Annotated in this window: 18 protein-coding genes; 9 read left to right on the top strand and 9 right to left on the bottom strand. The window is 54.2% G+C overall.

Annotation, left to right across the window (positions count from 1 at the left end; translation table 11 throughout):
• The first annotated feature begins 137 nt into the window (after window positions 1-137).
• The gene (locus DBV39_RS02900; RefSeq protein WP_108620282.1) at window positions 138-848 is read left to right on the top strand and encodes a GntR family transcriptional regulator; all 711 of its coding nucleotides are present in this window, start codon (window positions 138-140) and stop codon (window positions 846-848) included.
• Here DBV39_RS02900 and DBV39_RS02895 read toward each other — a convergent pair.
• From DBV39_RS02895 to DBV39_RS02875, 5 genes are all read right to left on the bottom strand, one after another.
• Window positions 807-2,138: a hypothetical protein gene (locus tag DBV39_RS02895; protein ID WP_159078763.1), complete on the bottom strand. Its 1,332-nt coding sequence runs from the start codon at window positions 2,136-2,138 to the stop codon at window positions 807-809. The genes DBV39_RS02900 and DBV39_RS02895 overlap by 42 nt on opposite strands.
• A 3-nt stretch (window positions 2,139-2,141) precedes the next feature.
• On the bottom strand, window positions 2,142-3,002 hold the full coding sequence (locus DBV39_RS02890; protein ID WP_159078762.1) for a TauD/TfdA dioxygenase family protein: 861 nt from the start codon (window positions 3,000-3,002) through the stop codon (window positions 2,142-2,144).
• 74 nt (window positions 3,003-3,076) lie between these two features.
• Window positions 3,077-4,603 carry a tripartite tricarboxylate transporter permease gene (locus tag DBV39_RS02885; protein ID WP_108620279.1) on the bottom strand — a complete coding sequence of 509 codons (1,527 nt, stop codon included), beginning with the start codon at window positions 4,601-4,603 and terminating at the stop codon, window positions 3,077-3,079.
• 4 nt (window positions 4,604-4,607) lie between these two features.
• Window positions 4,608-5,072, bottom strand: coding sequence for a tripartite tricarboxylate transporter TctB family protein (locus tag DBV39_RS02880; RefSeq protein ID WP_108620278.1), 465 nt, complete (start codon window positions 5,070-5,072; stop codon window positions 4,608-4,610).
• 91 nt (window positions 5,073-5,163) lie between these two features.
• Window positions 5,164-6,123, bottom strand: a complete 960-nt coding sequence (locus DBV39_RS02875; protein WP_108623046.1) for a Bug family tripartite tricarboxylate transporter substrate binding protein — start codon at window positions 6,121-6,123, stop codon at window positions 5,164-5,166.
• Between the two features lie 228 nt (window positions 6,124-6,351).
• On the opposite strand from DBV39_RS02875, the gene DBV39_RS02870 reads away from it, so the two are divergent.
• Together DBV39_RS02870 and DBV39_RS02865 are read left to right on the top strand one after the other, a co-directional pair.
• The gene (locus DBV39_RS02870; protein ID WP_108620277.1) at window positions 6,352-7,263 is read left to right on the top strand and encodes an NAD(P)-dependent oxidoreductase; all 912 of its coding nucleotides are present in this window, start codon (window positions 6,352-6,354) and stop codon (window positions 7,261-7,263) included.
• Window positions 7,264-7,287: 24 nt separating this feature from the next.
• The gene (locus DBV39_RS02865; RefSeq protein WP_108620276.1) at window positions 7,288-7,929 is read left to right on the top strand and encodes a 4-carboxy-4-hydroxy-2-oxoadipate aldolase/oxaloacetate decarboxylase; all 642 of its coding nucleotides are present in this window, start codon (window positions 7,288-7,290) and stop codon (window positions 7,927-7,929) included.
• Window positions 7,930-8,391: 462 nt separating this feature from the next.
• Here DBV39_RS02865 and DBV39_RS02860 read toward each other — a convergent pair whose 3' ends face one another.
• Window positions 8,392-9,198 (bottom strand): enoyl-CoA hydratase/isomerase family protein, encoded by an 807-nt coding sequence (locus tag DBV39_RS02860; protein WP_108620275.1) that lies wholly within the window; start codon window positions 9,196-9,198, stop codon window positions 8,392-8,394.
• Window positions 9,199-9,548: 350 nt separating this feature from the next.
• The gene (locus tag DBV39_RS02855) at window positions 9,549-10,520 is read right to left on the bottom strand and encodes a LysR substrate-binding domain-containing protein (protein WP_108620274.1); all 972 of its coding nucleotides are present in this window, start codon (window positions 10,518-10,520) and stop codon (window positions 9,549-9,551) included.
• Window positions 10,521-10,945: 425 nt separating this feature from the next.
• Here DBV39_RS02855 and DBV39_RS02850 point away from each other — a divergent pair, with 425 nt between their 5' ends.
• The 6 genes from DBV39_RS02850 to DBV39_RS02820 all read left to right on the top strand — a co-directional run bounded on the left by DBV39_RS02850 (window position 10,946) and on the right by DBV39_RS02820 (window position 17,788).
• Complete coding sequence (locus DBV39_RS02850) at window positions 10,946-11,917, top strand: Bug family tripartite tricarboxylate transporter substrate binding protein (RefSeq protein ID WP_108620273.1); 972 nt, start codon at window positions 10,946-10,948, stop codon at window positions 11,915-11,917.
• Window positions 11,918-12,105: 188 nt separating this feature from the next.
• Window positions 12,106-13,074 (top strand): Bug family tripartite tricarboxylate transporter substrate binding protein, encoded by a 969-nt coding sequence (locus DBV39_RS02845; protein WP_108620272.1) that lies wholly within the window; start codon window positions 12,106-12,108, stop codon window positions 13,072-13,074.
• A gap of 207 nt (window positions 13,075-13,281) precedes the next feature.
• Window positions 13,282-14,055 carry an enoyl-CoA hydratase/isomerase family protein gene (locus DBV39_RS02840; RefSeq protein WP_108620271.1) on the top strand — a complete coding sequence of 258 codons (774 nt, stop codon included), beginning with the start codon at window positions 13,282-13,284 and terminating at the stop codon, window positions 14,053-14,055.
• A 400-nt stretch (window positions 14,056-14,455) separates the two neighbouring features.
• Window positions 14,456-16,555, top strand: a complete 2,100-nt coding sequence (locus tag DBV39_RS02830) for an acetate--CoA ligase family protein (RefSeq protein WP_108620269.1) — start codon at window positions 14,456-14,458, stop codon at window positions 16,553-16,555.
• Window positions 16,556-16,856: 301 nt separating this feature from the next.
• Window positions 16,857-17,273: a SirB2 family protein gene (locus DBV39_RS02825; RefSeq protein WP_108620268.1), complete on the top strand. Its 417-nt coding sequence runs from the start codon at window positions 16,857-16,859 to the stop codon at window positions 17,271-17,273.
• Between the two features lie 20 nt (window positions 17,274-17,293).
• Entirely contained in the window at window positions 17,294-17,788 is a 495-nt protein-coding gene (locus DBV39_RS02820) for a YbaN family protein (RefSeq protein WP_227870781.1), read from the top strand.
• Window positions 17,789-17,831: 43 nt separating this feature from the next.
• Here the strand turns inward: DBV39_RS02820 and DBV39_RS02815 are convergent, their stop codons facing one another.
• Together DBV39_RS02815 and DBV39_RS02810 are read right to left on the bottom strand one after the other, a co-directional pair.
• Window positions 17,832-18,989, bottom strand: a complete 1,158-nt coding sequence (locus DBV39_RS02815) for an acyl-CoA dehydrogenase family protein (RefSeq protein WP_108620266.1) — start codon at window positions 18,987-18,989, stop codon at window positions 17,832-17,834.
• 5 nt (window positions 18,990-18,994) lie between these two features.
• The gene (locus DBV39_RS02810) at window positions 18,995-20,200 is read right to left on the bottom strand and encodes an acyl-CoA dehydrogenase family protein (RefSeq protein WP_108620265.1); all 1,206 of its coding nucleotides are present in this window, start codon (window positions 20,198-20,200) and stop codon (window positions 18,995-18,997) included.
• Window positions 20,201-20,259 lie beyond the last annotated feature (59 nt).

Below are 20,259 nucleotides of genomic sequence, written 5' to 3'. Positions count from 1 at the left end.
ACTGCAAGGGCATCTGACCCGATAGAACGAAGAACAGACTGATCTTGAGACGATGAACAATAAGAGTCAACAAATTTTGGTACACCTCGAAATCAGTCCATCACTTCGCTACACTACACAGACTGTGGAACAAGGCTATGAGCAAAATATCAGAACAGGTTTATATCTCGCTACGCAAACGCATCATGTCAGGAGATCTTGAACCTGGCGCGCAGATCAAGGAGGAACACCTCGCTGCAGAGATGAATGTCAGCCGAACACCCGTCAGAACAGCCATCCAGCAACTGGTCTCGGATGGCCTTTTGATACCTGGCGAGAAAAGAGGTGCATTCGTTGCGCAATGGACTGACCGCGACATTGCTGAAGTTTTTGAGATCCGGATCATGCTTGAGTCAGCCGCTTGCGGCCTGGCTGCTGCCAATGCAACCCCGGAGCAGATCACCAGGCTCAGGCACCTGACCGACGAGATGAGCCACCTGAGTTCTCTGTCGGGCGATCAGGTTGCAGCAGACCTGCAACGCGTCAACAGTCAGATTCACCTTGCTTTACTTGAAGCCAGCAACTCTGCCCGGCTGCGGCATGCTGCCATGCAGTTTGTCGACGTCCCGATCATCATCGGATCCTTTTATCTGTACAAGAAGCCAGATATGATTCGATCCGCTCATCACCACGAAGAAATCATGGCAGCAATTGAAAGAAAAGATCGCCTGCTGGCTGAGGAGCTCATGCGGGTACACCTTCGGTCTGCCTACAGAACCTTCGAAGCATCGAGGGTTCGCAAAACAGCACCAGCAATCAGCATCAACTCAGGTGATCATGATCGCAGCCAGAGCAAACAGCAGCAATGAACAAACCGAGAATATCAGGTTGATATCAAGCGCCACTTTCTTACTTGGAACTTGAAGAACTCTGCACGCTGTCACAAACGCCAGAGATCCTGGCGCAATCATTGTGCCAAGAGACCATCCCAGCAATGCAGCGAGCGCCAGAAAGACACTTTGCACATCCGATGTCATGGATGGACTGAATACAGTCACAAACAGAGTAGCAGTGACCACCATATGCACGCCCACCATCGCAAGCAGGAGGATCATTAACAAAGAGAGAATAATCAGTGCTGTTGGGCCCATGATCCCGGCCAGACTTGCGACAACCAGTTCAATAGCCGGAACATTCGCAACCGCCTGAGCAAAGCAAAGAGAGGCCACAAAGACTGCAATTTCACCGTCAAAGTGTCTCCATGCTCCTTGCACATGGTCCTTGACCAGCCGCAGCGCACCAGTGCCGCTCAGGCCAGCCGCAAACAGGCTAAAGGGCAAGACGGTTAGCACCGCTGCTTGCAAAGGGGTGACGTCGACCCAGAATACGATTGCCATATTCAGGCAAATCAACAGCAGGACTGGCCCTAGCATGACAATGAGATCGCGAGAGAATTTCCCACGCAACTGTCCTGGCAAGACACATTGACCACGAAAAAACGGAATCAGAAACAGCGTCAGCGCCATGATCAGGCCGCACGACATCAGCCAGCCTATCGGCAGATCCTTGTCTGACGCACTGGTCGCAACACCCATTGCAACGGTAAATGGAGAAAACAGGACGGCCAACCCCATTCCTCTCATTGCCCAGGAGGCGTCCGTTACTCGGTCACGGCCTGTTCGTTGCGATGAAATAAGCGGAGAGACGACACCCACCGCACCCACCGCCAGTGGCACAGCAAACACCAGTCCCAGGAACTGGAGCACACCAGACCGTCCAGGCTGAGGCTGGGAGTCAAACGTGTCTTGAATTGACTCGATTCGACTCGACATCCTGACCAAAGCACTCAACGCAAATAGTGACGCAAGAAAGCTTGCAAACAGCGACGCTCGAACAACACCATTCCACAACGGCGCCAGTGTCCCGCTGACACTCGACACAAGCAACGCACACCCGCCCAGCACGATCAGTGTTTTTCGGGGGGTTCCTGATGTCGTGAAAAGAGCAAACAGCGCAATGGCAGCGGCAGTCAATCCCGCAATATTCTGGGCCAACTGCACATCAAATAAAAGGTGGGCAAAGCTGCCCACCCACATGATTAGCACAAGCCACGGTAACAGCGAACGCCACTGCAAGAGCGAGGCACTGAGACGACTCACGCCTTAAGCGACTGCGGCCAGCGGTTTCTCGCCGATGACTGTGCAGCGATGCATCAGGCGCTCCCCGCTGCCGTCATAATCCATGACGGCATAGTGCATGGTGCAGCGATTGTCCCAGATCACCACGTCGTGCAAAGACCAGCGATGCCGGTACTGGTAATCAGGCTTGGTTACAAGCTCGAACAAGTAACCAAGCACTGCCCGGCTCTCGTCAGCGCTGAGCCCTTCAATGTAAGAAGTAAAACCCGGATTGACAAAAACACCTAGCTGTCCGGTTTCTGCGTGCTTGCGAATGATCGGATGTAGCGTCGGCGGGACATTGCTCAACTGTTCCTGGGTGATCACCTCGTTACGAAACCCGCCGCCGGCAGCGTTCGCAAAACTGTGTACGGCCTTCAAGGGCATGAGGAATTCTTTGAACGTCTCCGACAGACCTTCAAACGCTTTGTGTGTACTTGCGAAAATGGTGTCGCCGCCCACAGGTGGAATCTCCTTCGCATACAACACAGAGGCCTGTGCAGGCTCGACTTCATATGAGTTATCGGAATGCCAGTACGTACCAGCGCCTTTTCTGCCTTGCGGCTTGCCATCGATCACCTTGTTGGAAACACGATAGATTTCAGGGTGATCAGGGTGGAGGTATTTCGTCACTGTGTGACCTTGCAACTTGTGAAGGCGACCAAACTTGCCTGCAAACGCGATCTGCTGCTCTTCAGTCAAATTCTGATCGCGGATCACCAGCAGGCCATTGCTGTCCAGCCAGGCTTGTCTGATCTCGGCGAAGAGTTCGTCACTCACGGGTTGTGAAACATCAATTCCGATAACTTCCGCTCCGATTGCGGGGCAAAGGCGTCTAACTTCCATTTTGTCAATCCTCCAGAAATAGTGCGAATGTGCCAATGACATCATTGCGCTGTAAACACTCAAATCACCTCATATCAGTCGTTGGAGATTTTCTTGGCAATGTCCTCTGACAACGTTTTGCCTGTTCGTCTTGAGAGGAACCTCTTGATCAATGGTGAACACAACATCACGATGATCAAACTGACGAGAATCAGAGATATGGGCGAAGAAAACAGAAAACCGAGATTACCCTGAGAGATCAGAAGCGAACGTCTTAGCTCGGACTCGGCCATCGGACCGAGGATCACAGCCAGAACCGCCGGTGCGAGTGGCACGCCAAGCTTTTCCATGAAATAGCCGAGCACTCCAAGGGCGGCAACGAGCCCCACGTCGAACAAACTGTTGCCGATCGAATAGATCCCGATAAACGTCATGGCGATAATCATCGGTGCCAGCAAAAGCGCAGGTAATCTGAGTACGCTGATGAACAAACGCGCACCAATCGACCCGACGAAGATCAACAAAACGGATGTCACCAGCATGGACAACATGAATCCATATGTAACCGGCGCTGAGTCCCTGAACAAAGCGGGGCCAGGCAACAGGCCGTGAACCAGCAGACCGCCCAGAATGACGGCTGCCACAGCATTACCGGGAATCCCCAGCGTCAAAGCCGGAATCAGCGAGGACGCATTATCTGCGTTATTCGCGCATTCTGCGGCAGCAACGCCCTCTGGCGCACCGTCACCAAACGTTTCGGGCTGCTTTGAACTACGCCTGGCCTCACTCCACGCCAGCAATGATGCGATATTCCCACCGGCACCAGGCACAATCCCCACCAGTACCCCAATGACGGAAGACTTGCACCATGTTGGCAACAAACGTAACCAGGGCATCGGTTCTCGACCACCACTGTCACCGCGCCTAAGATCCTCTGCACGAATGAGCAAAGCTTTTGCTGCGAGGTCGATTGCAGGCGGGATGGCATACAAGCCGGTCAGCAGAACCAGTATCCCGACACCACCTACCAGATACATGGAATCAAGGGTGAAACGCTCCGAGCCAGTCATCTGATCAATCCCGATCAGCCCCATCACCAGACCGAAACACGCACTAAGAAGCCCCTTGACAGGGTTGGAGGACAACACCACTGCGATAGTTGTCAGTCCCAGCATGGCGAGCCAGAAAATTTCAGCCGAACCAAACTTGAGCGCAACAGAAGCCAGCGGTGGCGCCAGCAGAAGCAAGGAGATTGCGCTGACAGCACCGCCAATCGCGGAGGAATACAGGGCGATCTTCAGAGCCAGGCGCCCTTGCCCTTTCAGTGCCATCGGGTGGCCATCGAAAACCGTGGCAATCCCCGCTGGCGTTCCAGGGATCCTCAGAAGGATGGCCGGTATCGCACCACCGTACATGGCGCCGTTGTAAATGCCGGCGATCATTCCCAGCGCGCCCAGTGGTGTCATCGAAAAGGTCAGCGGAATCAGTACCGCGATCCCCATGGTTGCCGAAAGTCCTGGAAGCCCTCCTATCACGACACCCACAATTGTGCCAATCAGCATTGAGAGGAAAACGTCCCAGCTAAAGAGCGCTGGTAAAGCCTGAAGAATGTGATCAATCATGCCTTCAAGCTCCGATCAAAAACCAGATTTCGGCTGGAAGTGGTCGATTCAGAACGACCTTGAAAATAAGGTATAGCCCCCCGGAGAATATGACCGTACCAGTTGCAATGCCTCTCCAGTTCCGGTAACCAAGCAACCATGTGATCACCGGGATCATGAGAACAAAAGTTGTAAAGAAGCCCAGCTTCGCGACCCCAAGGATCAGCACCGGAAGACTCAGCAGGATCGTGCAGACGCGCTTTACTTCCGCGACGTCGATCTCCGGGGCTGGATCGGTCTTGAGCTTTCCACTCATCATCAACTGCACAATCCAGATCAACGAAAGTACGGTTGATAGGATCATGACTCCGACTGGCATGATTCGGGAACCATCCGGGTAATTCCAGACGGTCAGCAATCCATACAATGACAGCACGGCAACCAGCGTTGCTGCGCCAAGTTCCAGAGAAACCTTTCGGGGTAGAAACATGAAATACCTTCGGGCATGAAGTTGATGCCGACCTGAAGAGAGTCACCCGCACCACGTGCGAGTGGACTCCTCAGAACTCAAACACGACGCATCAATTCTTGACCCAAGGCTGTTCTTTCCAGAGCTCCACGTAACCGTCACGCAACTTGTAAAGCATGTCCGAGAACTCTTTGGGAGAACTCGCAGCAAGTGGAAGTGCCTGCTCGGCCGCTTTCTTCTGAAACTCAGGATCGTTGATGGCGTCGTTCACGGCCTTTGCGAGCTTTTCAACAATAGCGTCAGGGGTCCCGGCTGGCACTGCAATTCCTCTGGCCGAGCCCTGCACGATATCGAACCCCTGCTCTTTCAAGGTCGGAACATCCGCCGCCTCTGACCACCGTGTTTCACCCATCTGACCCAGTGAGCGAATCTGATTCTCGCGCAACATGGTGACAGCCTCTCCCATATTGAACACCCCCAGCGTGATGTGTCCGCCCAGAAGCGCCGATCGCACAGCGGAGGAACCTGGAAATGGCACATGGGTCAACTTGACATCAGCCTGTCTCTCTAGCGCAAGCATGGCCAGATGGTCGTCCGAACCAATGCCGGTAGTGCCGTACGTGACGGCACTCGGATTGCTCCTGGCATACTCCACCAGGTCCTTCATGCTCTTAATCGGACTATCCAGACGAACTTGCACGCCACCTGGATCATCGACCACATTTGAAACCGGGGTGAAGCTCTCAAGGCTGTACCTCGTTTTACGCTGGATCGGAATCGTCAGAATATTTGGCGTATTAATAAAGCCAATGGTGTACCCATCTGGCGTTGCATTTGCCAATTCCGTGAAGCCGACTTCTCCACCAGCGCCAGGACGATTGATCACAGCAACGTCTCCACCAAGATATTTGCCGATATAGGGTGCCAGCGTTCTGGCGGCGATATCCGTACCGCCGCCAGCGCTGTAAGCAACAATCATTTGCAGCGGACGATCTGGATAATCTGCCTGAGCCAGCGCTTGCCCCCCGACGCCAAAAGTCGCCACGCTACACGCAATTAGTAGTTTCTTCATTGTTCTCATCTCGACACTCTCCCAATTTTCGAATGACTTTCATGTGTGCCATTTCTGTAGAGTTTGTATACAAACACAAAAGCGACGTATCTCGCAAGTTGATTCGAACTATGGTAATCCCTTGTGATTATCAAACTGTTTGTAAAAACTCGTTCTTTGGTAAAGAATAAAGCGTTAAGAAAAAGTACAAAATAAAAACAAAGAAACCATTAACGCTAAGGAAATTTGATGAAATCCATGATCATCGGAATGGGCGAAGTGGGCTGCTGCCTGTTTGAAGCCCTTCACGAAGGCGGCATGCCGATACAGGTGGCGATCGACAAACGACTGTCCGAGCGTGCCAAGGGTTTGACCGCGAAATATGGAACACAAACTGCTCAGGATGTTCGAGACCATTTACAGGATGTTGAGGTCATACTGTCGTGCGTCGAGGGCGAAACAGCACCCGTCATCGCAGAGATCATCTCGGAACATGGACGTCCCGGGCAGATACTGATTGATTTTTCAACAGCATCAGCTGACGCAAAACGCCAGGCATCTGCCCTGCTGGCCAAACGAGAAATCACCTACATCGACGTTGCAATCATGGGTGCAATTGCCTTGACCGGTGCCAGCACCAGCATGATTGCGGCAGGCGTCAGTGCGGATTCGAAGGGACAGTCAACCATCGAGGCAATGCAAGGCGCAGGCATCCCCGTCAAGGTCATTTCAAACAGTCAGGCGGGCGATGCAATTTCTCTCAAACTCTTGCGCAGCGTGTTTACCAAAGGCCTTGAAGCGCTCACAACAGAATGTCTTTCAGCAGCCGAACACCTCGGCGTGCGGGAATCACTCTACGAAGTCCTTTCCGACATCGACAAAGCACATCTGCCCCGGTTCCTCGAGATGCTTGTCACAACTCACCTCGTTCATGCCGAACGACGACGCAAAGAAGTCGAACGTGCAAACGAGCAACTTGTCGAGCTCGGTCTCACCAGCCTGATGCTCCCGGCAGTTACTGCTGTTTTTGAGCGGACAGAACGCCTTCACGACCGATCGAGCACCCCAACCCCGCCCTCCCCTGAGGTAGCTCTGGCAATACTCACGGAAATATCAAGATCCCCTCAGAACCGGCCTGCTGACAGCAAGGTAACCACTTAACAGTAAGAAGGAGCAAGACAAGAAATGACTAGTCAAGAAACCCTATTGCAACAACTCAACGCTCTCGGGACCGCAACGATTCACGAAGCACAGGGCCAGATCGGTGCAATGGATCATGAAATGAAACCCATCGATCCAACTTGCAGAATGATTGGGCGCGCGCTCACTGTGGACACGCGCCCGGATGACAACCTGATGATTCATTACGCACTAACCAAAGCCCGGCCCGGTGATGTCCTGGTTGTCGACGCAAAAGGCTTTCTTGAAGCCGGCCCGTGGGGAGACTTGCTGACGCTTGCCGCCATGAAGCGAGGGATTGTGGGCCTGGTCATTGACGGTGCAGTCAGGGACGCAAACACAATTCTCGAACTGGGATTTCCTGTGTTTTGCAAAGGACTGTCGATCAAAGGCACGAACAAGGAGCAAGCTGGCAAAGTCAACGTTCCAGTTATTTGCGCTGGCGTGAATGTTCGACCTGGCGACATCATTGTCGGTGATCGTGATGGAGTGGTCGTAATCAAAAGCGAAGACGCACAATCGGCCCTGGACTCTGCAAACGCAAGAGAGGCCAAGGAAGACGGGATCAGGACCAAGATTGAGTCCGGGATCTCGACGGTTGAGATTCTTGGTCTAGGCCCCAAACTGACAGCACTGGGTCTCGAGTAACCCCTCCCGAAAGAACCGGGGAGCCGGGAAGCCCTCACTGGTGGTAGCTCAAGCACCCCGCCACCTGTAGCCAAGCCTGCCTCGGTGGAACCGCGATCAGCATGTGCCTATGCTCCGGCGCCAGATACCTCACGGGATCTGGCGCTCATTGCAAAACGCAACCTTCCCGACAACACAGAGGCATTTCCTCAAAGTTGCATACAACGTCTTTATTCACTATCCGGGAATGAAAACCACGTGGGATCAGCAGACCCATCAGCGATGACTCAGACTTTCAGTTTCGTCCATCGCGAAACGCCTTGTATCGAGTGTGCCTGGCGATTCACTCTGGATGTCTCATCGATGGACGCTGTTAAAAGTCAAATATTGTTGTGCCGCCTCGACCGCGCATGAGCACTCAAAACATCTCTCCACCTCTGAAGGCAAGAGCGGAACAACTGGCCGTACTGAGCACAAGCATGCTCACCGTCCGACAAAGTTCGGCGCACGTTTTTCGAGGAAAGCACGTTGTGCCTCCTTCGCGTCTTCGGTCCTGGCGATTGCTGCCGTCATATCCTGCTCATAACGGTAGCCATCACGCAGACTCATGTCCTCGATGGCGTTCATCGTCTGTTTGGACAACCGGATAGAGAGCGGACTCTTGCTCGCCATGGTGGTGGCAAGTGCAATGGCTTCCTGCATCAACTCTTCAGGCCTGGTGACTTTAACCGCCACGCCGAGGCGGTACATTTCCTCTCCGGTAACCCGGTAACCGGTCAAGGCCATCATCCTGAGATAGGAATGCGGAAAAAGTCGCTGCGCGTGGCGACACCCCCCTAGCAGACCAACATCGATTTCCGGCAATCCGATCGAGCCCTTTTCTGAAGTGATGATCACATCGGCCGAGGCAGCCATTCCTAGACCGGCCCCGAGCGCGGCACCGTTGATTGCGGCCACTACCGGCTTGGCACACTCGCGAATGGCATGAAACGCCTCGCGGGTTCGACGCGAATGAGCTGGAAGATCGCCTGGGCCCTTGATCACGTCAGCCCGGCCCTTGAGGTCCGCACCCGCGCAAAACACTTTGCCTTCCCCTGTCAGCACCACTGCTCTGACCTCATCGATCTCGGATATGTAATCGAGTGCATACGTCAGCTCATCACTCAGCATGCGGCTCATCGGGTTGACGGGTGGATTGTCCATTCGGACAACGCCCACATGACCGATCAGCTCGAAGCGGATCTGTGTAAGTTCATGCAAAGGCTTGAGGGTGTCATTCAATTCAGTCATGGCTGCAAGTATCTCTTCTGTCGGATTAAATCGGCACAGTCATGACTCTCGGAAACACATATTTAAAGGCATCAACGATAGGCATTATCCAGTGATGCCATCTAACGAGACTTAGTCTGAAACTCGAACTCCAGGTTAGTCATGTCTGCGTATTTCAAGATAGCACAGCGGATCTGTTCCAAAAAACTTGTTCAGAGTGAGTACTGGATTTATGTGCTCTTCGTTGACACAGCGTAGGCCGCACCGGAGTGCGACAACAATATCCGCACCAGTTCAATGTGCTGTCGTTTGCGACAGTTGGGGCACTCAATGATGCGACGCACAGACAGCATTTGCAGTGGCACGCACCGCTAAGTGCCCGGCAGGCGCTGCGCCCCGATCACCCTGGGTTCTGGCAGCGGCCCGCCTGAGAGCAATGACCTTAGGGCACTAAAGGTAATGTGTGGAGCAAACTGGTTGATGAACGACAACAAGACCTCTTCGTCCGCACTGTCGCGCCGGGCCACGGCGTAGACAGGGCTAGGTTCGAACAGGCGATTCACGCAGCGGCCGACCAGATTCGTATCTCGCGCCTGATCGAACGACAAAGCGGTGATTACTGCAATTCCAAGCCCATCGGCCACGCAGGTTTTGACAATATCAGAATCAGCAGCAGTCAGTGCAATCTGAAACTCGATGCCATGCGAACGAAACGCGTTCTCGACCGAGGTTCTCCCTGCATGAGGTGCCGTGTACATCACAAGCGGGTACTTTGCAATTTCGTCGAGAGTCTGTACAGCGCAATGCGACAACGGGTGATCGAGCGGCATGATCAGAATTCTGGACAAGGAATAACATGGCACACAGATCAACTGCGACTGATTGACAGGTGCCCGCGTGCTGAGAACGAGATCCACCTCCTGGTTAAGCAATTGTTGCAAAGCAACATCGGGAGTGTTCTGACTGACTTCGATTGCTACCGATGGATAAGCTTCGCGAAATCCGGAAAGTGGCCTGGCAAGCAGATAACGAGCAATGCTGTGATTGGTCACGACCGACAGAGATTTACGTACTTTCCGGTAGGTACGACGACCCAGATCGCGTAATCGATCCACGTCGGAAACAATCTGTCTGGCAAGCGCCATCACTGGATCCGCACCCGGTGCGAGGCCGGTCACACTGTTGCGTGTACGCAACAGCAAAGGCATCCCAAGCTCTTCCTCGAGCAGCTTCAACTGACGGCTGACGCCCGGCTGGGATGTATGCAGTAATCGTGCAGCCTCGGAAATGTTGAACCCGGTCTGCGCGACAGTCACCAGATAACGCAGTTGCTGCAATCTCATGGCTAGATATCAACCTCCTGAGTCACCAATAAGGAGCATCTTGCACTGAAGCGGTGCGATCATGCACTCACTATCCAGTTTAACTATAGCAGTATGCCTACCTTGCTGAGACTGAATACAAGGGCTTGACACTCACAGATCGCGCAATCAAAGGGCTTTCGCAGCTTTTCTCTGCCATGGCCAGAAGTATCCCGATGGTACACATCGGATCACGCCATACCTCTGACTGATAGCAGCATACAAAAGAGTTATTTGTCTATGAGACAGGTATGTGACTAGGATCTTGCGTGGGGTTGTAGTGTTCTGAATAAACGTATTGCCTCGCAGCAGCAAGTTCACTCAGGACAAGACATTGAATAACAAGCAGGCAGTCTGAAATATTTCAGGACACGGCCTCGACAAGAAAGCACAAACTGGAGATACATATGTTCAAGATCAAGGGAATTCTGACGGGTACCGCGCTGGCGCTAGCACTGGCGGGAACCACTGCCTGGGCAACTGATGACTATCCGAACAAGACTGTACGCATCATCTTGCCCTTCTCGCCTGGCGGTGGCGCAGACAACAACGCCCGAATCATCGCAGGCCCCTTGTCCGAACGCTTGGGCCAACCCGTCATCATCGACTACAAGCCAGGTGCCGGAGGCACCATTGCCGCCAACTACGTCGCAAAGGGCGAGAAGGACGGTTACGCCATTCTCTACGCAACACCCGGACAACAGTTGACCAACCCATATCTGATGGAATCGTTACCTTACGATCCAAGGAACGATTTTGATTCGATCATCCAGCTCATCCAGGGTACGAACGTACTGGTCGTGCACAAAGACCTTCCGGTCAACAGTGTTGAGGAACTGATCGAATACGGCGAAGCTAACCCGGGCAAGCTTAATTTTGCGAGTTCAGGTATAGGATCATCCAGTCATCTGGCGGGGGAACTCTTCAAGTCCATGTCTGGCCTCGACATGGAGCACATCCCGTTCAAGGGCTCTGGTGATGCCGTGGCACAAGTCATTGGTGGCCGGGTACCCATGACAATCGACACCGTTTCGGTATACCTGCCCCATATCGCATCAGGTGCGGTCAAGGCACTTGGTGTCTCAACACCCGAGCGCAACCCGATGTTGCCCGATGTACCGCCAATTGCTGACGATCTCACGGGTTTCTCCGCATTTCCTGTGAACTACCTGACTGCAACTGCAGGGACGCCCCGTCCGATCATCGACAAGCTCAATCGAGATGTCAATGCCGTCCTGCAGCAGCCGGACGTACGCGAGAAGTTTCTCAAGAATGGCTCCACGGTTGTCGGGGGTACGCCTGAGCAACTGGGCGCACTGATCGAATCAGAATCCGCCAAATGGAAGAAGGTTATTGAAGAGTCCAAGGCAAGCAACTAACCCTTTGCCAGCCCGTCTCTGAGCCAGTATCGCCTGCAATCGGTGGCCCCCGCCAAAGTGCCAGACACAGTGGGGCCATCTTGCCGGGCGTGCAACACCCCATCAATCCCTTGTACACCAGCAGCCTCTGACGTCTGCACGGGGTTGCTGTACCCGGATAACACCCAAACAGATAAACAGGAGTACTCATGCGCATCTTCAAGAAATCCGTTTTCGCCATCTGCGCCGCGGCACTCTCGATCGCCGCTTCACCGGCTGCAGCCAAATTTCCTGACGCGCCAGTCACGCTGATCGTGCCCTACTCGGCTGGCGGAGTCACCGACGCATATGCGCGTTCCATCGGACAGAAACTTTCAGAAATGTGGGATCAACCCGTGCTGGTCGACAACCGGCCAGGTGGTGGCACGATCATTGGAACGACTGCAGCAACACGAGCAGACCCTGACGGTTACACGATCCTGGTGACCAGTTACGGTTTCACCTCGAATCAGGTGCTCAAGAGCTCCCTGCCCTACGACCCCAAAGCACTGACTCCAATCCTGCTGATCGGCAATTCGTCCAACATGTTTGTTATCAACAAGGATCAGCCGTTCAACAACCTGAGCGAGATTATCGAGTGGGCCAAGAAAAATCCCGGCGAACTGACACTCGCATCCTCCGGTAACGGGTCCAGTCCGCACATTGCCGCCGAATTGTTTGCAACCGAAGCCGGTGTCAAGATCACACACATCCCTTACAAAGGCACATCACCAGCGATGACCGATGTGATGGGTGGACAGGTCATTGGAATTTTTGACGGTCCCTCTTCCATGCGTCGAGTCGAAGCCGGCCAGCTTAAAGCCATCGCTATTGCTTCGGACGGACCCCACCCGAACGCTCAAGGTGTTCCGACCTTCAAGGAGCAAGGCATTGACCTGGTCTTTGGAAGCTACTTTGGCTTCTTCGTTCCGACCGGCACACCTGAAGATATTCAGTCGTTCATTTTTGAGTCGATCGAGACTGCGATGCAGGATCCAAAGGTAGCCGAAGTGATCGCCAAGACAGGCATTATTCAGCGCAATGGAACCCAGCAGGATTTCAAGGACTTTCTGGACTCCGAGCTTGCCCGTCTGACCAAACTGGTAAACACAGAAGGTGTTTCCATCATCGTGGACTAAAGATCCAACACAATCCGACTGTTCAGCAGACACAGGTCAGAGACAAACACTGGATGAACGCCAGAAGAGCACAAGCTCACCTGGTGACTGACACAGTCCAGGGCCTGTACCTGCCGTTTCTATCCAACAACACCAGAAACCGGATTTCAGGAATCTGTTTAATGTGACCGGAGCATCATTCCGGTCAATCATCACCGAGGACTATTTATGTCATTTGAAACACTGGATGTCAAAGTCGAAAACGACATCGCTGTAGTCACCCTGAACAGGCCACCCGTTAATGCCCAGAACGCACAACTGCGCAGCGAACTGATTGAGGTCTTCGACTCGTTCAACGACCGCACAGACGTCAAGGTCGTGGTGCTGACCGGTACGGGCAAGACGTTCTCGGGAGGGGCTGATATCAACGAGCGCCCGAATCTGGGTACGACGCCTGGTGCATACTGGCGTCACAACCGCCTGGTCCGCGAATGCAGCAATTCCATTTCAGAATGCAACAAGCCTGTCATTTGCGCCGTCAACGGACCAGCGATCGGAGCAGGATTCGGACTGATGACGGCCTGCGACATCTGGATCGCGTCCAATACAGCAGTTTTTGCCATGACTGAAATCAACGTCGGCCTGGCTGGCGGGACTGCCATGCTGCAAAGCATTTTTGGCAAATCACGTGCCCGACGGATGTTCTTTACCGGCATGAAAATCACGGCTGACGAGATGTATCGACTGGGCCTGATCGAGGCCAGCCTGCCGCCCGAAGAACTGATGCCCTACACCATGGAACTGGCACAAGAGATAGCCTCGAAAGCACCGATCGCGCTGCGCTATGCAAAGGAAGCAAGCCAGGTGACCGCAGTCATGCCACGCAGAGAAGGTTACAGGTTCGAACAGAACATCACCGTTGCGCTGTCCAAAACAGAAGATACGGCCGAAGCCCAGCGAGCTTTCAAGGAGAAGCGCCAGCCAGTGTACAAAGGACGGTAAATAAAACGCTGAACCTATAACGCTGAACCGCGTCTAGCCGGGCCGCCTTGCACTGACGAATGAACAGTGGCGAACTTTCAGGCGGCCCACAGCAGTCTGTAGAGCCCGGACCTGCCGCGACAGATCAGCAAGGCACCTCAAAAAGCCTGTCTCCTGAAAAGTCACCGCGTCGACTTTCAACAAGTTACTGACCGAACCTTGCAGAAACATGAGGCTATGCGAGATGCCAGATCGCATTCTGAATGCGTCATACAAGCCCCTCAGAACGATTCAGATCGACGCTCGCAGTTTCCTGTAACAACGCACGAAAACACAGATATTTACAAGAAAAGTCTAAGGCCAGCCTGATTACGCATCCTCCTACCACCACCTTCAACACTCTCAGCGACAACTTTTCACCATGACATCCGAACTACCTCCGCATGATCTCAATTCGCTTTTCGAGCCTCGCTCGGTCGCCATCCTGGGCGCATCATCGGATCCTCTAAAACTAGGAGGACGCCCGATCCGTTTCATGAAGGAAAGCGGCTTCCAGGGGAAGATCTATCCTGTCAATCCAAAAAATGACGAGATCCAGGGTCTGAGGGCCTACCCCAGCGTACTGGACATTCCAGGTGAGGTTGACCAGGCGATCATCATTCTCCCGGCCAAGTTCTGTGCTCAGGCCATGCGGGATTGTGCTGCCAAAGGAATCCGCATGATCCAGCTCTTTAGCTCAGGGTTTGCGGAAGAAGGTGAGCATGGCCAGGCTATGCAGGAAGAGGTCATACAGATTGCGCGCGAGAACGACATGCGAGTCCTGGGCCCGAACTGCCTTGGCGTCGTCGGCGTATCAAACCGGTTCTTCGCAACGTTCTCTACCGCACTCGAAGCGCTTGAGCCCTCGCCCGGTGTAATTTCGATAGCCACCCAGAGTGGCGCATTTGGCTCTTGTGCGTACTCGATCGCCATTCAGCGCGGCATGGGACTTTCGCGGATTGTGGCAACCGGCAATGAGGCTGATATTGATGTGGCGTCATGCATCGATTACTTCGCAACCGATCCCGCAACCCGGGTGATCTGCGCTGCAATTGAAGGGTGCAATGACGGCAATGCGCTTCGCCGGGCGCTACTCAAAGCGGCTGATCATGGCAAACCCGTCATTCTCATGAAGGTTGGCACGTCCGAAGTTGGCGTTGCCGCAGCGGCCACCCACACCGGGTCACTTGCCGGGAATGACACCGTATTTGAAGCGATTTTCGAGGAGTGTGGTGCATGGCGTGCGCGTTCGATTGAAGAGATGCTGGATATAGCCTACTTTTGCGCACAACTGCCAGAGCCCTCCAGTCGACGGGCGGGTATCGTGACGGTGTCGGGGGGAATCGGCATCCTGATGGCAGATGACTGCGAAGCGAGTCAGCTTGAACTGCCAGCGTTGCCAGACTCGAGCGCCAAGGAGATAAGAGCCCTTTTGTCGTTTGCTCCAATCGGCAACCCGATGGACACCACGGCACAGGTCTCCGCAGTCAAGAATGGTGTGACCCTGGTAATGGACCAGATTTTGTCGCAGACAGACTGGCCAATCATGCTGCTCTACATGGCACAGAGTGCAGCCGCCCCGGTCAAATTCGAGCCGATGAAGCTAGAGCTGTACAAGCTGCGTGAAAAGTATCCCGAACGCTGTTTTGTGTTGATCGGACCGTCGGACGCCGGTGTTGTGAAGGAGCTTGAAGCAAACGGGTTTGCGGTGCTGGCCGATCCTTCCCGGGCTGTCAAGGCGATTGGTGCGTACCGCCAAATTGTGGAACGACGGGAAAGGCTGAGACGATTACCATCCGGGCCAGGAGGATCTTTGCCCAGGCTACCGGACGTCGGCAACGAAACGCTGGCCAAATCGTTTCTTCACGAACAAGGCCTACCCGTCTTGCAGGAGCAACTTTGCAATAGCCCTGACCAGGCCGCTCAGGCCGCCATGTCACTCGGTCTGCCAGTTGCCATGAAAATTGTCTCCGAGCAAATCCTGCACAAGACTGAAATCGGCGGGGTCATACTGAATCTGAACTCCGAAGCAGAGGTTCGTCAGGCATATGACACCATATTGTCGCGAGCGCGCGCGAAACAGCCAGATGCAATCATTGACGGCATCCTGGTGTCGCCCATGGCAGGTGATGGTGTGGAAACCATTCTCGGCACATCGTTTGATCCAGTCTTTGGCCCAATGATCATGTTCGGGCTTGGAGGCATCTCGGTCGAACTCTTCAAGGATGTCGCCTTTGCGTCGGCGCCTCTCAAGGAAAGCGATGCGCTCGCGCTAGTCGACAAGGTCAGAGGATCGGCGTTGCTCAAAGGATGGAGAGGACAAGCAGCGCTTGACATCGCTGCCCTGACCGATGCACTCGTCAAGCTCTCAAGAGTGGCTTCAGACTATTCACATGAAATCAGCAGCATCGACATCAACCCGTTCCTGGTCAGACAGCAGGGTGGCGTATGCCTGGATGCGGTGATCACTCGCCACATGTGAGTAGCTTATGAACAACCATCCGCTTCGATCTTCTGACCAGGCGGATGAACATCAGATGGCATATCGCACATCAGGCAAGAGAATGCGTGCAGACAGTCTGCTGTCATGCTGATCAGCCCATGATGGAATATCAGAATCCTTGTCCAGCAGGTATAGGTGGAACAATCAGGAGCCCCTGCGATAATGGTGCATGGTGACTCAGGCTTGGGGGGTTGTGAGCGCAAGAAGCCTCCCAGGTCTCGTTCATGCCACGACGTATGTGACGTCTGAGTCCGTTCGTCTTATCTGACCCTCGTGCCTCATGTTGACCAACCTGCTGCCTCCGTGGCTCTATCCTTCACTGCTTGCCTCACACCAGATTGCGGTCACGCTGAGCATCATGTTGTTTGTCGCAAGGGGCCTGGGGGTTCAGCTAGCAGCCACATGGCCCATGCGCCGAGCCATCCGTCGACTGAGCATCCAGATTGATATTGTGCTGCTCACTGCCGGTGTGAGCCTGTGGATTCTGATGCAGTACAACCCGGTCGTGCACAGCTGGCTGGGAGTAAAACTGCTGTTGCTGGTGCTTTACATCGTACTGGGTTCGTTTGCGCTAAAGCGCGCAAGCACACAGACATCCAGAGCTGTCTTTTTTGTCGGCGCGATTGTCTGCGTCTTCTGGATGGTCGGCATCGCACTCTATCGCCACCCGCTTGGGTGGCTGATTCACGGGTCATGATGGATCCTTCGAGAAGACCCATGTGGCAGCGAACCGCGTACACGGTTGCGGGACTGATTGCGCTTGGGCTGGGGTTGCTTGGCGTGATACTACCTGGACTGCCAACCACGCCCTTTATCCTGCTAGCAGCCGCCTGCTTTGCCCGCTCATCCCAGCGACTTCACGACTGGTTGCTCACGAACAGGTGGACAGGCCCCATGTTGCGCGACTGGGTCAGACACCATAGTCTGCCACGCAGAGTGAGGTGGATTGCCATCGGCTCCATGACTGCCATGATCAGCCTGTCAATCTGGATTCTGAGTGATCGGCCCTGGTTGCAATTCATTCTGGTACTGGCCGGCTTGATCGGTGCATGGAGTGTGCTGCGCATTCCACTTCGCGAAAATGCCAGTCAATCCACTCAAGCCAACCTGAACCAGATCTGCAACTGTGACTCCGGGGATGAACTCGGAAAGCCACCCGCAAATGGCTCGACAGCAAGCAAGCGACAGAACGAAACAAGAGAGAAGGGATGAACATCTGGTGAGTGCTCATCTCTTCTCATTGCACTGCAGTTGATCAGGCGCTAGCAAGCCTTGCATCAAGCAGCTGACCAGTGTGAAACTGACCGTCACCGTACTCCATACTGGCCATCAGGATGCTCTTGTTCAGTCTCGATGCAAACAGGTCTTCGGTCATCCCCATTCCCCCGTGAACCTGGATCACCGTGTGAGCAATCATCTGCCCTACCTGTCCGAGATAAACCTTTAGCAAGGACAACTCCTGATGATCCACCTGCCCGTTTTGCTGCACACGGCCTACAATGGCACGCACCAGTGCCCGATAGCACTCGTACTTGGCGTAAATAGCGGCCATATAGTGACGCAATGCCTGAAAGCTCGATAAACTCACCCCAAACTGCTGCCGGTCACGGAGATATTGCAGGGTCTGTTCAATGTTCATACCCATGGCACCTCCTGCACCTGCGCAGGCAAACAGACACCCGAAATCTCTGGCCTTCGATACCGCATTTGCAGCTTGCGCGCCGGTTGCCAGAACCTGGCCTGGAGGCAACCGGACCTGATCGAACACCAGACTGATTGTTGTGCGGCCATCGATACGCTCTGCCTGTGCCTGCCAGCGAGTTACATCCCGCCATTCAAGACTTGCGATGACAGGATGATTACTGTCAGGGGATTCGGTTAACGCACCATCAGAAGGGCAAACAAGCAGGATCGCGCTGGACCCTGGAACTTGCTCCACCCCTCCAATCTGGCCATTGAGCACGACACTGCCATCGGCTTCGATGCCTGCACGCAGCGTGTCCTGCATGAACCTGAGATCACACGCACCGGGATCCAGAACAACCGGCTGAATGTTCATTTCGCCTTGAGCAATTGAAGCCAGCATCGGTTGCACCGAGGTGTTCTGCAGTGCACCCAGCAAGATGGCGGGTATTCCGAACCCACTTGCAACCGGCAATCTCAGTGCGTGACGGCTAGCCGCCTCAAGTAATGAGCAGAAATCAGTCAGACTGCCACCAAGTCCACCCTGCTCTTCGGGCACCAGGCAGGCCTGCCACCCCTGCTCGATGGCCTCGCGCCACTTGGACTCGAACATGGAAGCAGTCGTCTCGTTCAGCTTCGCATCTGACAGCTCTTGTCCGATTGCCTGGGAAAACCGCTCGGCCGAATCTGAAAAATCTGATTCGAATATTGGATTCGCTTTAAAGCTCATGCTGATCAATCCCCAAAAATCTGTCTGGCAATCACGTTCTTCTGAACCTCGTCACTGCCACCGTATATGGTGCGAACACGCGAGTAAAAGTAGTTCTGTGCCCAAAGTGCCGCCTCCATGTTTCCGTCAAACGATGCGTCCTCTGCGCGAGGCATGCGGGCGGCGGCGTCAGGGCCAATCACTTCCATGGCGGTTTCCGTCAAGTACTGAAACAACTTCGCGCTCACCAGCTTGAGTGCCGAGGGCTGCAAAGTAATCGGATCGCCCTTCATGGCGAGATCAATCGTTTCCATTCCAAGCGCGCGCACCGCAGCAATCTCGGCTTCAATGCCGATCAGCCTGGTGAGCAGGGACTCTCGCCGGCGCCGATGCACAGTGCCTGTCAGTCGGGTTTCAACAAGCTCTCTGACTCTGCTCAGACTCTGATTGAGGTTGCCAGTGTTGGCAGAGTTCAGCCGCTCACGAGAGAGCAGAAACTTGCCGTAGCGCCATCCATTGTCCTGTTCACCGATGCAGTTCTGGAGTGGCACGCGAACGTTGTCCAGAAATACTTCATTGACGTGGTGCCAGCCATCAATAGTCCGGATGGGGCGCACCGTTATCCCGGGACTGTCCATCGGGATAATAAGCAGGCTGATTCCCATCTGCTTCCTGGTGTCCTCTTTGGTGCGCACCAGGGTGTACATCAAATCGGCTTCCTGGGCGTGTGAGGTCCAGGTCTTCTGACCAGTGACCACGTATTCGTCACCTTGAATCTCGGCACGTGTGCGCAGCGACGCGAGGTCAGATCCAGAATTCGGCTCCGAGTATCCCTGACACCACCACTCCGAGCCGTCCAGAATCGTCGGAAGATAGCGCGCCTTCTGATCAGCTGAGCCAAACTCCAGAATCACAGGCCCGATGTGACGCAGGCCGTGGTGATATTGAGGTGGGCAGTCGTTTTCTGCGAGCACCTCATTGAAAATTGCCTGCTGCAAAGTGTCCCACCCTGTTCCGCCGTGCTCGATCGGCCAGTTGGGTGCTCCCCATCCTTTTTGAAACAGTATTGCCTGCCAGCGCGCCCAGGGCTCGCGGTGCATCTTGCGACCATCCTTGACGATCTGGCGAATGTCGGCTGGGCAATTTTCTCTGACGAAAGACTCGACCTCCTCCCGAAACCGGGCATAGTCGAGGTCTGAACCGGACTGCGTGGCTTGTTCAGTTGCTGTCATGGCGCTAATTCGACGGACGATGCAGACATCAGCCATGCAGGGTGTACGCTCACACAACC

It is taken from the genome of Orrella marina, from assembly GCF_003058465.1.
GTDB lineage: Bacteria > Pseudomonadota > Gammaproteobacteria > Burkholderiales > Burkholderiaceae_B > Algicoccus > Algicoccus marinus.
Note: the sequence above shows the minus strand (reverse complement) of the source record. Positions and strands in the feature narration are given on the sequence as shown.

Excerpts from the sequence above, each read along its gene's own strand:
- DBV39_RS02845 (WP_108620272.1), top strand. The coding sequence starts at position 12,106 with ATGCGCATCTTCAAGAAATCCGTTTTCGCCATCTGCGCCGCGGCACTC.
- DBV39_RS02870 (WP_108620277.1), top strand. The coding sequence starts at position 6,352 with ATGAAATCCATGATCATCGGAATGGGCGAAGTGGGCTGCTGCCTGTTT.
- DBV39_RS02840 (WP_108620271.1), top strand. The coding sequence starts at position 13,282 with ATGTCATTTGAAACACTGGATGTCAAAGTCGAAAACGACATCGCTGTA.
- DBV39_RS02815 (WP_108620266.1), bottom strand. The coding sequence starts at position 18,989 with ATGAGCTTTAAAGCGAATCCAATATTCGAATCAGATTTTTCAGATTCG.
- DBV39_RS02850 (WP_108620273.1), top strand. The coding sequence starts at position 10,946 with ATGTTCAAGATCAAGGGAATTCTGACGGGTACCGCGCTGGCGCTAGCA.
- DBV39_RS02810 (WP_108620265.1), bottom strand. The coding sequence starts at position 20,200 with ATGACAGCAACTGAACAAGCCACGCAGTCCGGTTCAGACCTCGACTAT.
- DBV39_RS02900 (WP_108620282.1), top strand. The coding sequence starts at position 138 with ATGAGCAAAATATCAGAACAGGTTTATATCTCGCTACGCAAACGCATC.
- DBV39_RS02860 (WP_108620275.1), bottom strand. The coding sequence starts at position 9,198 with ATGACTGAATTGAATGACACCCTCAAGCCTTTGCATGAACTTACACAG.
- DBV39_RS02880 (WP_108620278.1), bottom strand. The coding sequence starts at position 5,072 with ATGTTTCTACCCCGAAAGGTTTCTCTGGAACTTGGCGCAGCAACGCTG.
- DBV39_RS02875 (WP_108623046.1), bottom strand. The coding sequence starts at position 6,123 with ATGAAGAAACTACTAATTGCGTGTAGCGTGGCGACTTTTGGCGTCGGG.
- DBV39_RS02825 (WP_108620268.1), top strand. The coding sequence starts at position 16,857 with ATGTTGACCAACCTGCTGCCTCCGTGGCTCTATCCTTCACTGCTTGCC.
- DBV39_RS02820 (WP_227870781.1), top strand. The coding sequence starts at position 17,294 with ATGTGGCAGCGAACCGCGTACACGGTTGCGGGACTGATTGCGCTTGGG.
- DBV39_RS02865 (WP_108620276.1), top strand. The coding sequence starts at position 7,288 with ATGACTAGTCAAGAAACCCTATTGCAACAACTCAACGCTCTCGGGACC.
- DBV39_RS02890 (WP_159078762.1), bottom strand. The coding sequence starts at position 3,002 with ATGGAAGTTAGACGCCTTTGCCCCGCAATCGGAGCGGAAGTTATCGGA.
- DBV39_RS02855 (WP_108620274.1), bottom strand. The coding sequence starts at position 10,520 with ATGAGATTGCAGCAACTGCGTTATCTGGTGACTGTCGCGCAGACCGGG.
- DBV39_RS02830 (WP_108620269.1), top strand. The coding sequence starts at position 14,456 with ATGACATCCGAACTACCTCCGCATGATCTCAATTCGCTTTTCGAGCCT.
- DBV39_RS02885 (WP_108620279.1), bottom strand. The coding sequence starts at position 4,603 with ATGATTGATCACATTCTTCAGGCTTTACCAGCGCTCTTTAGCTGGGAC.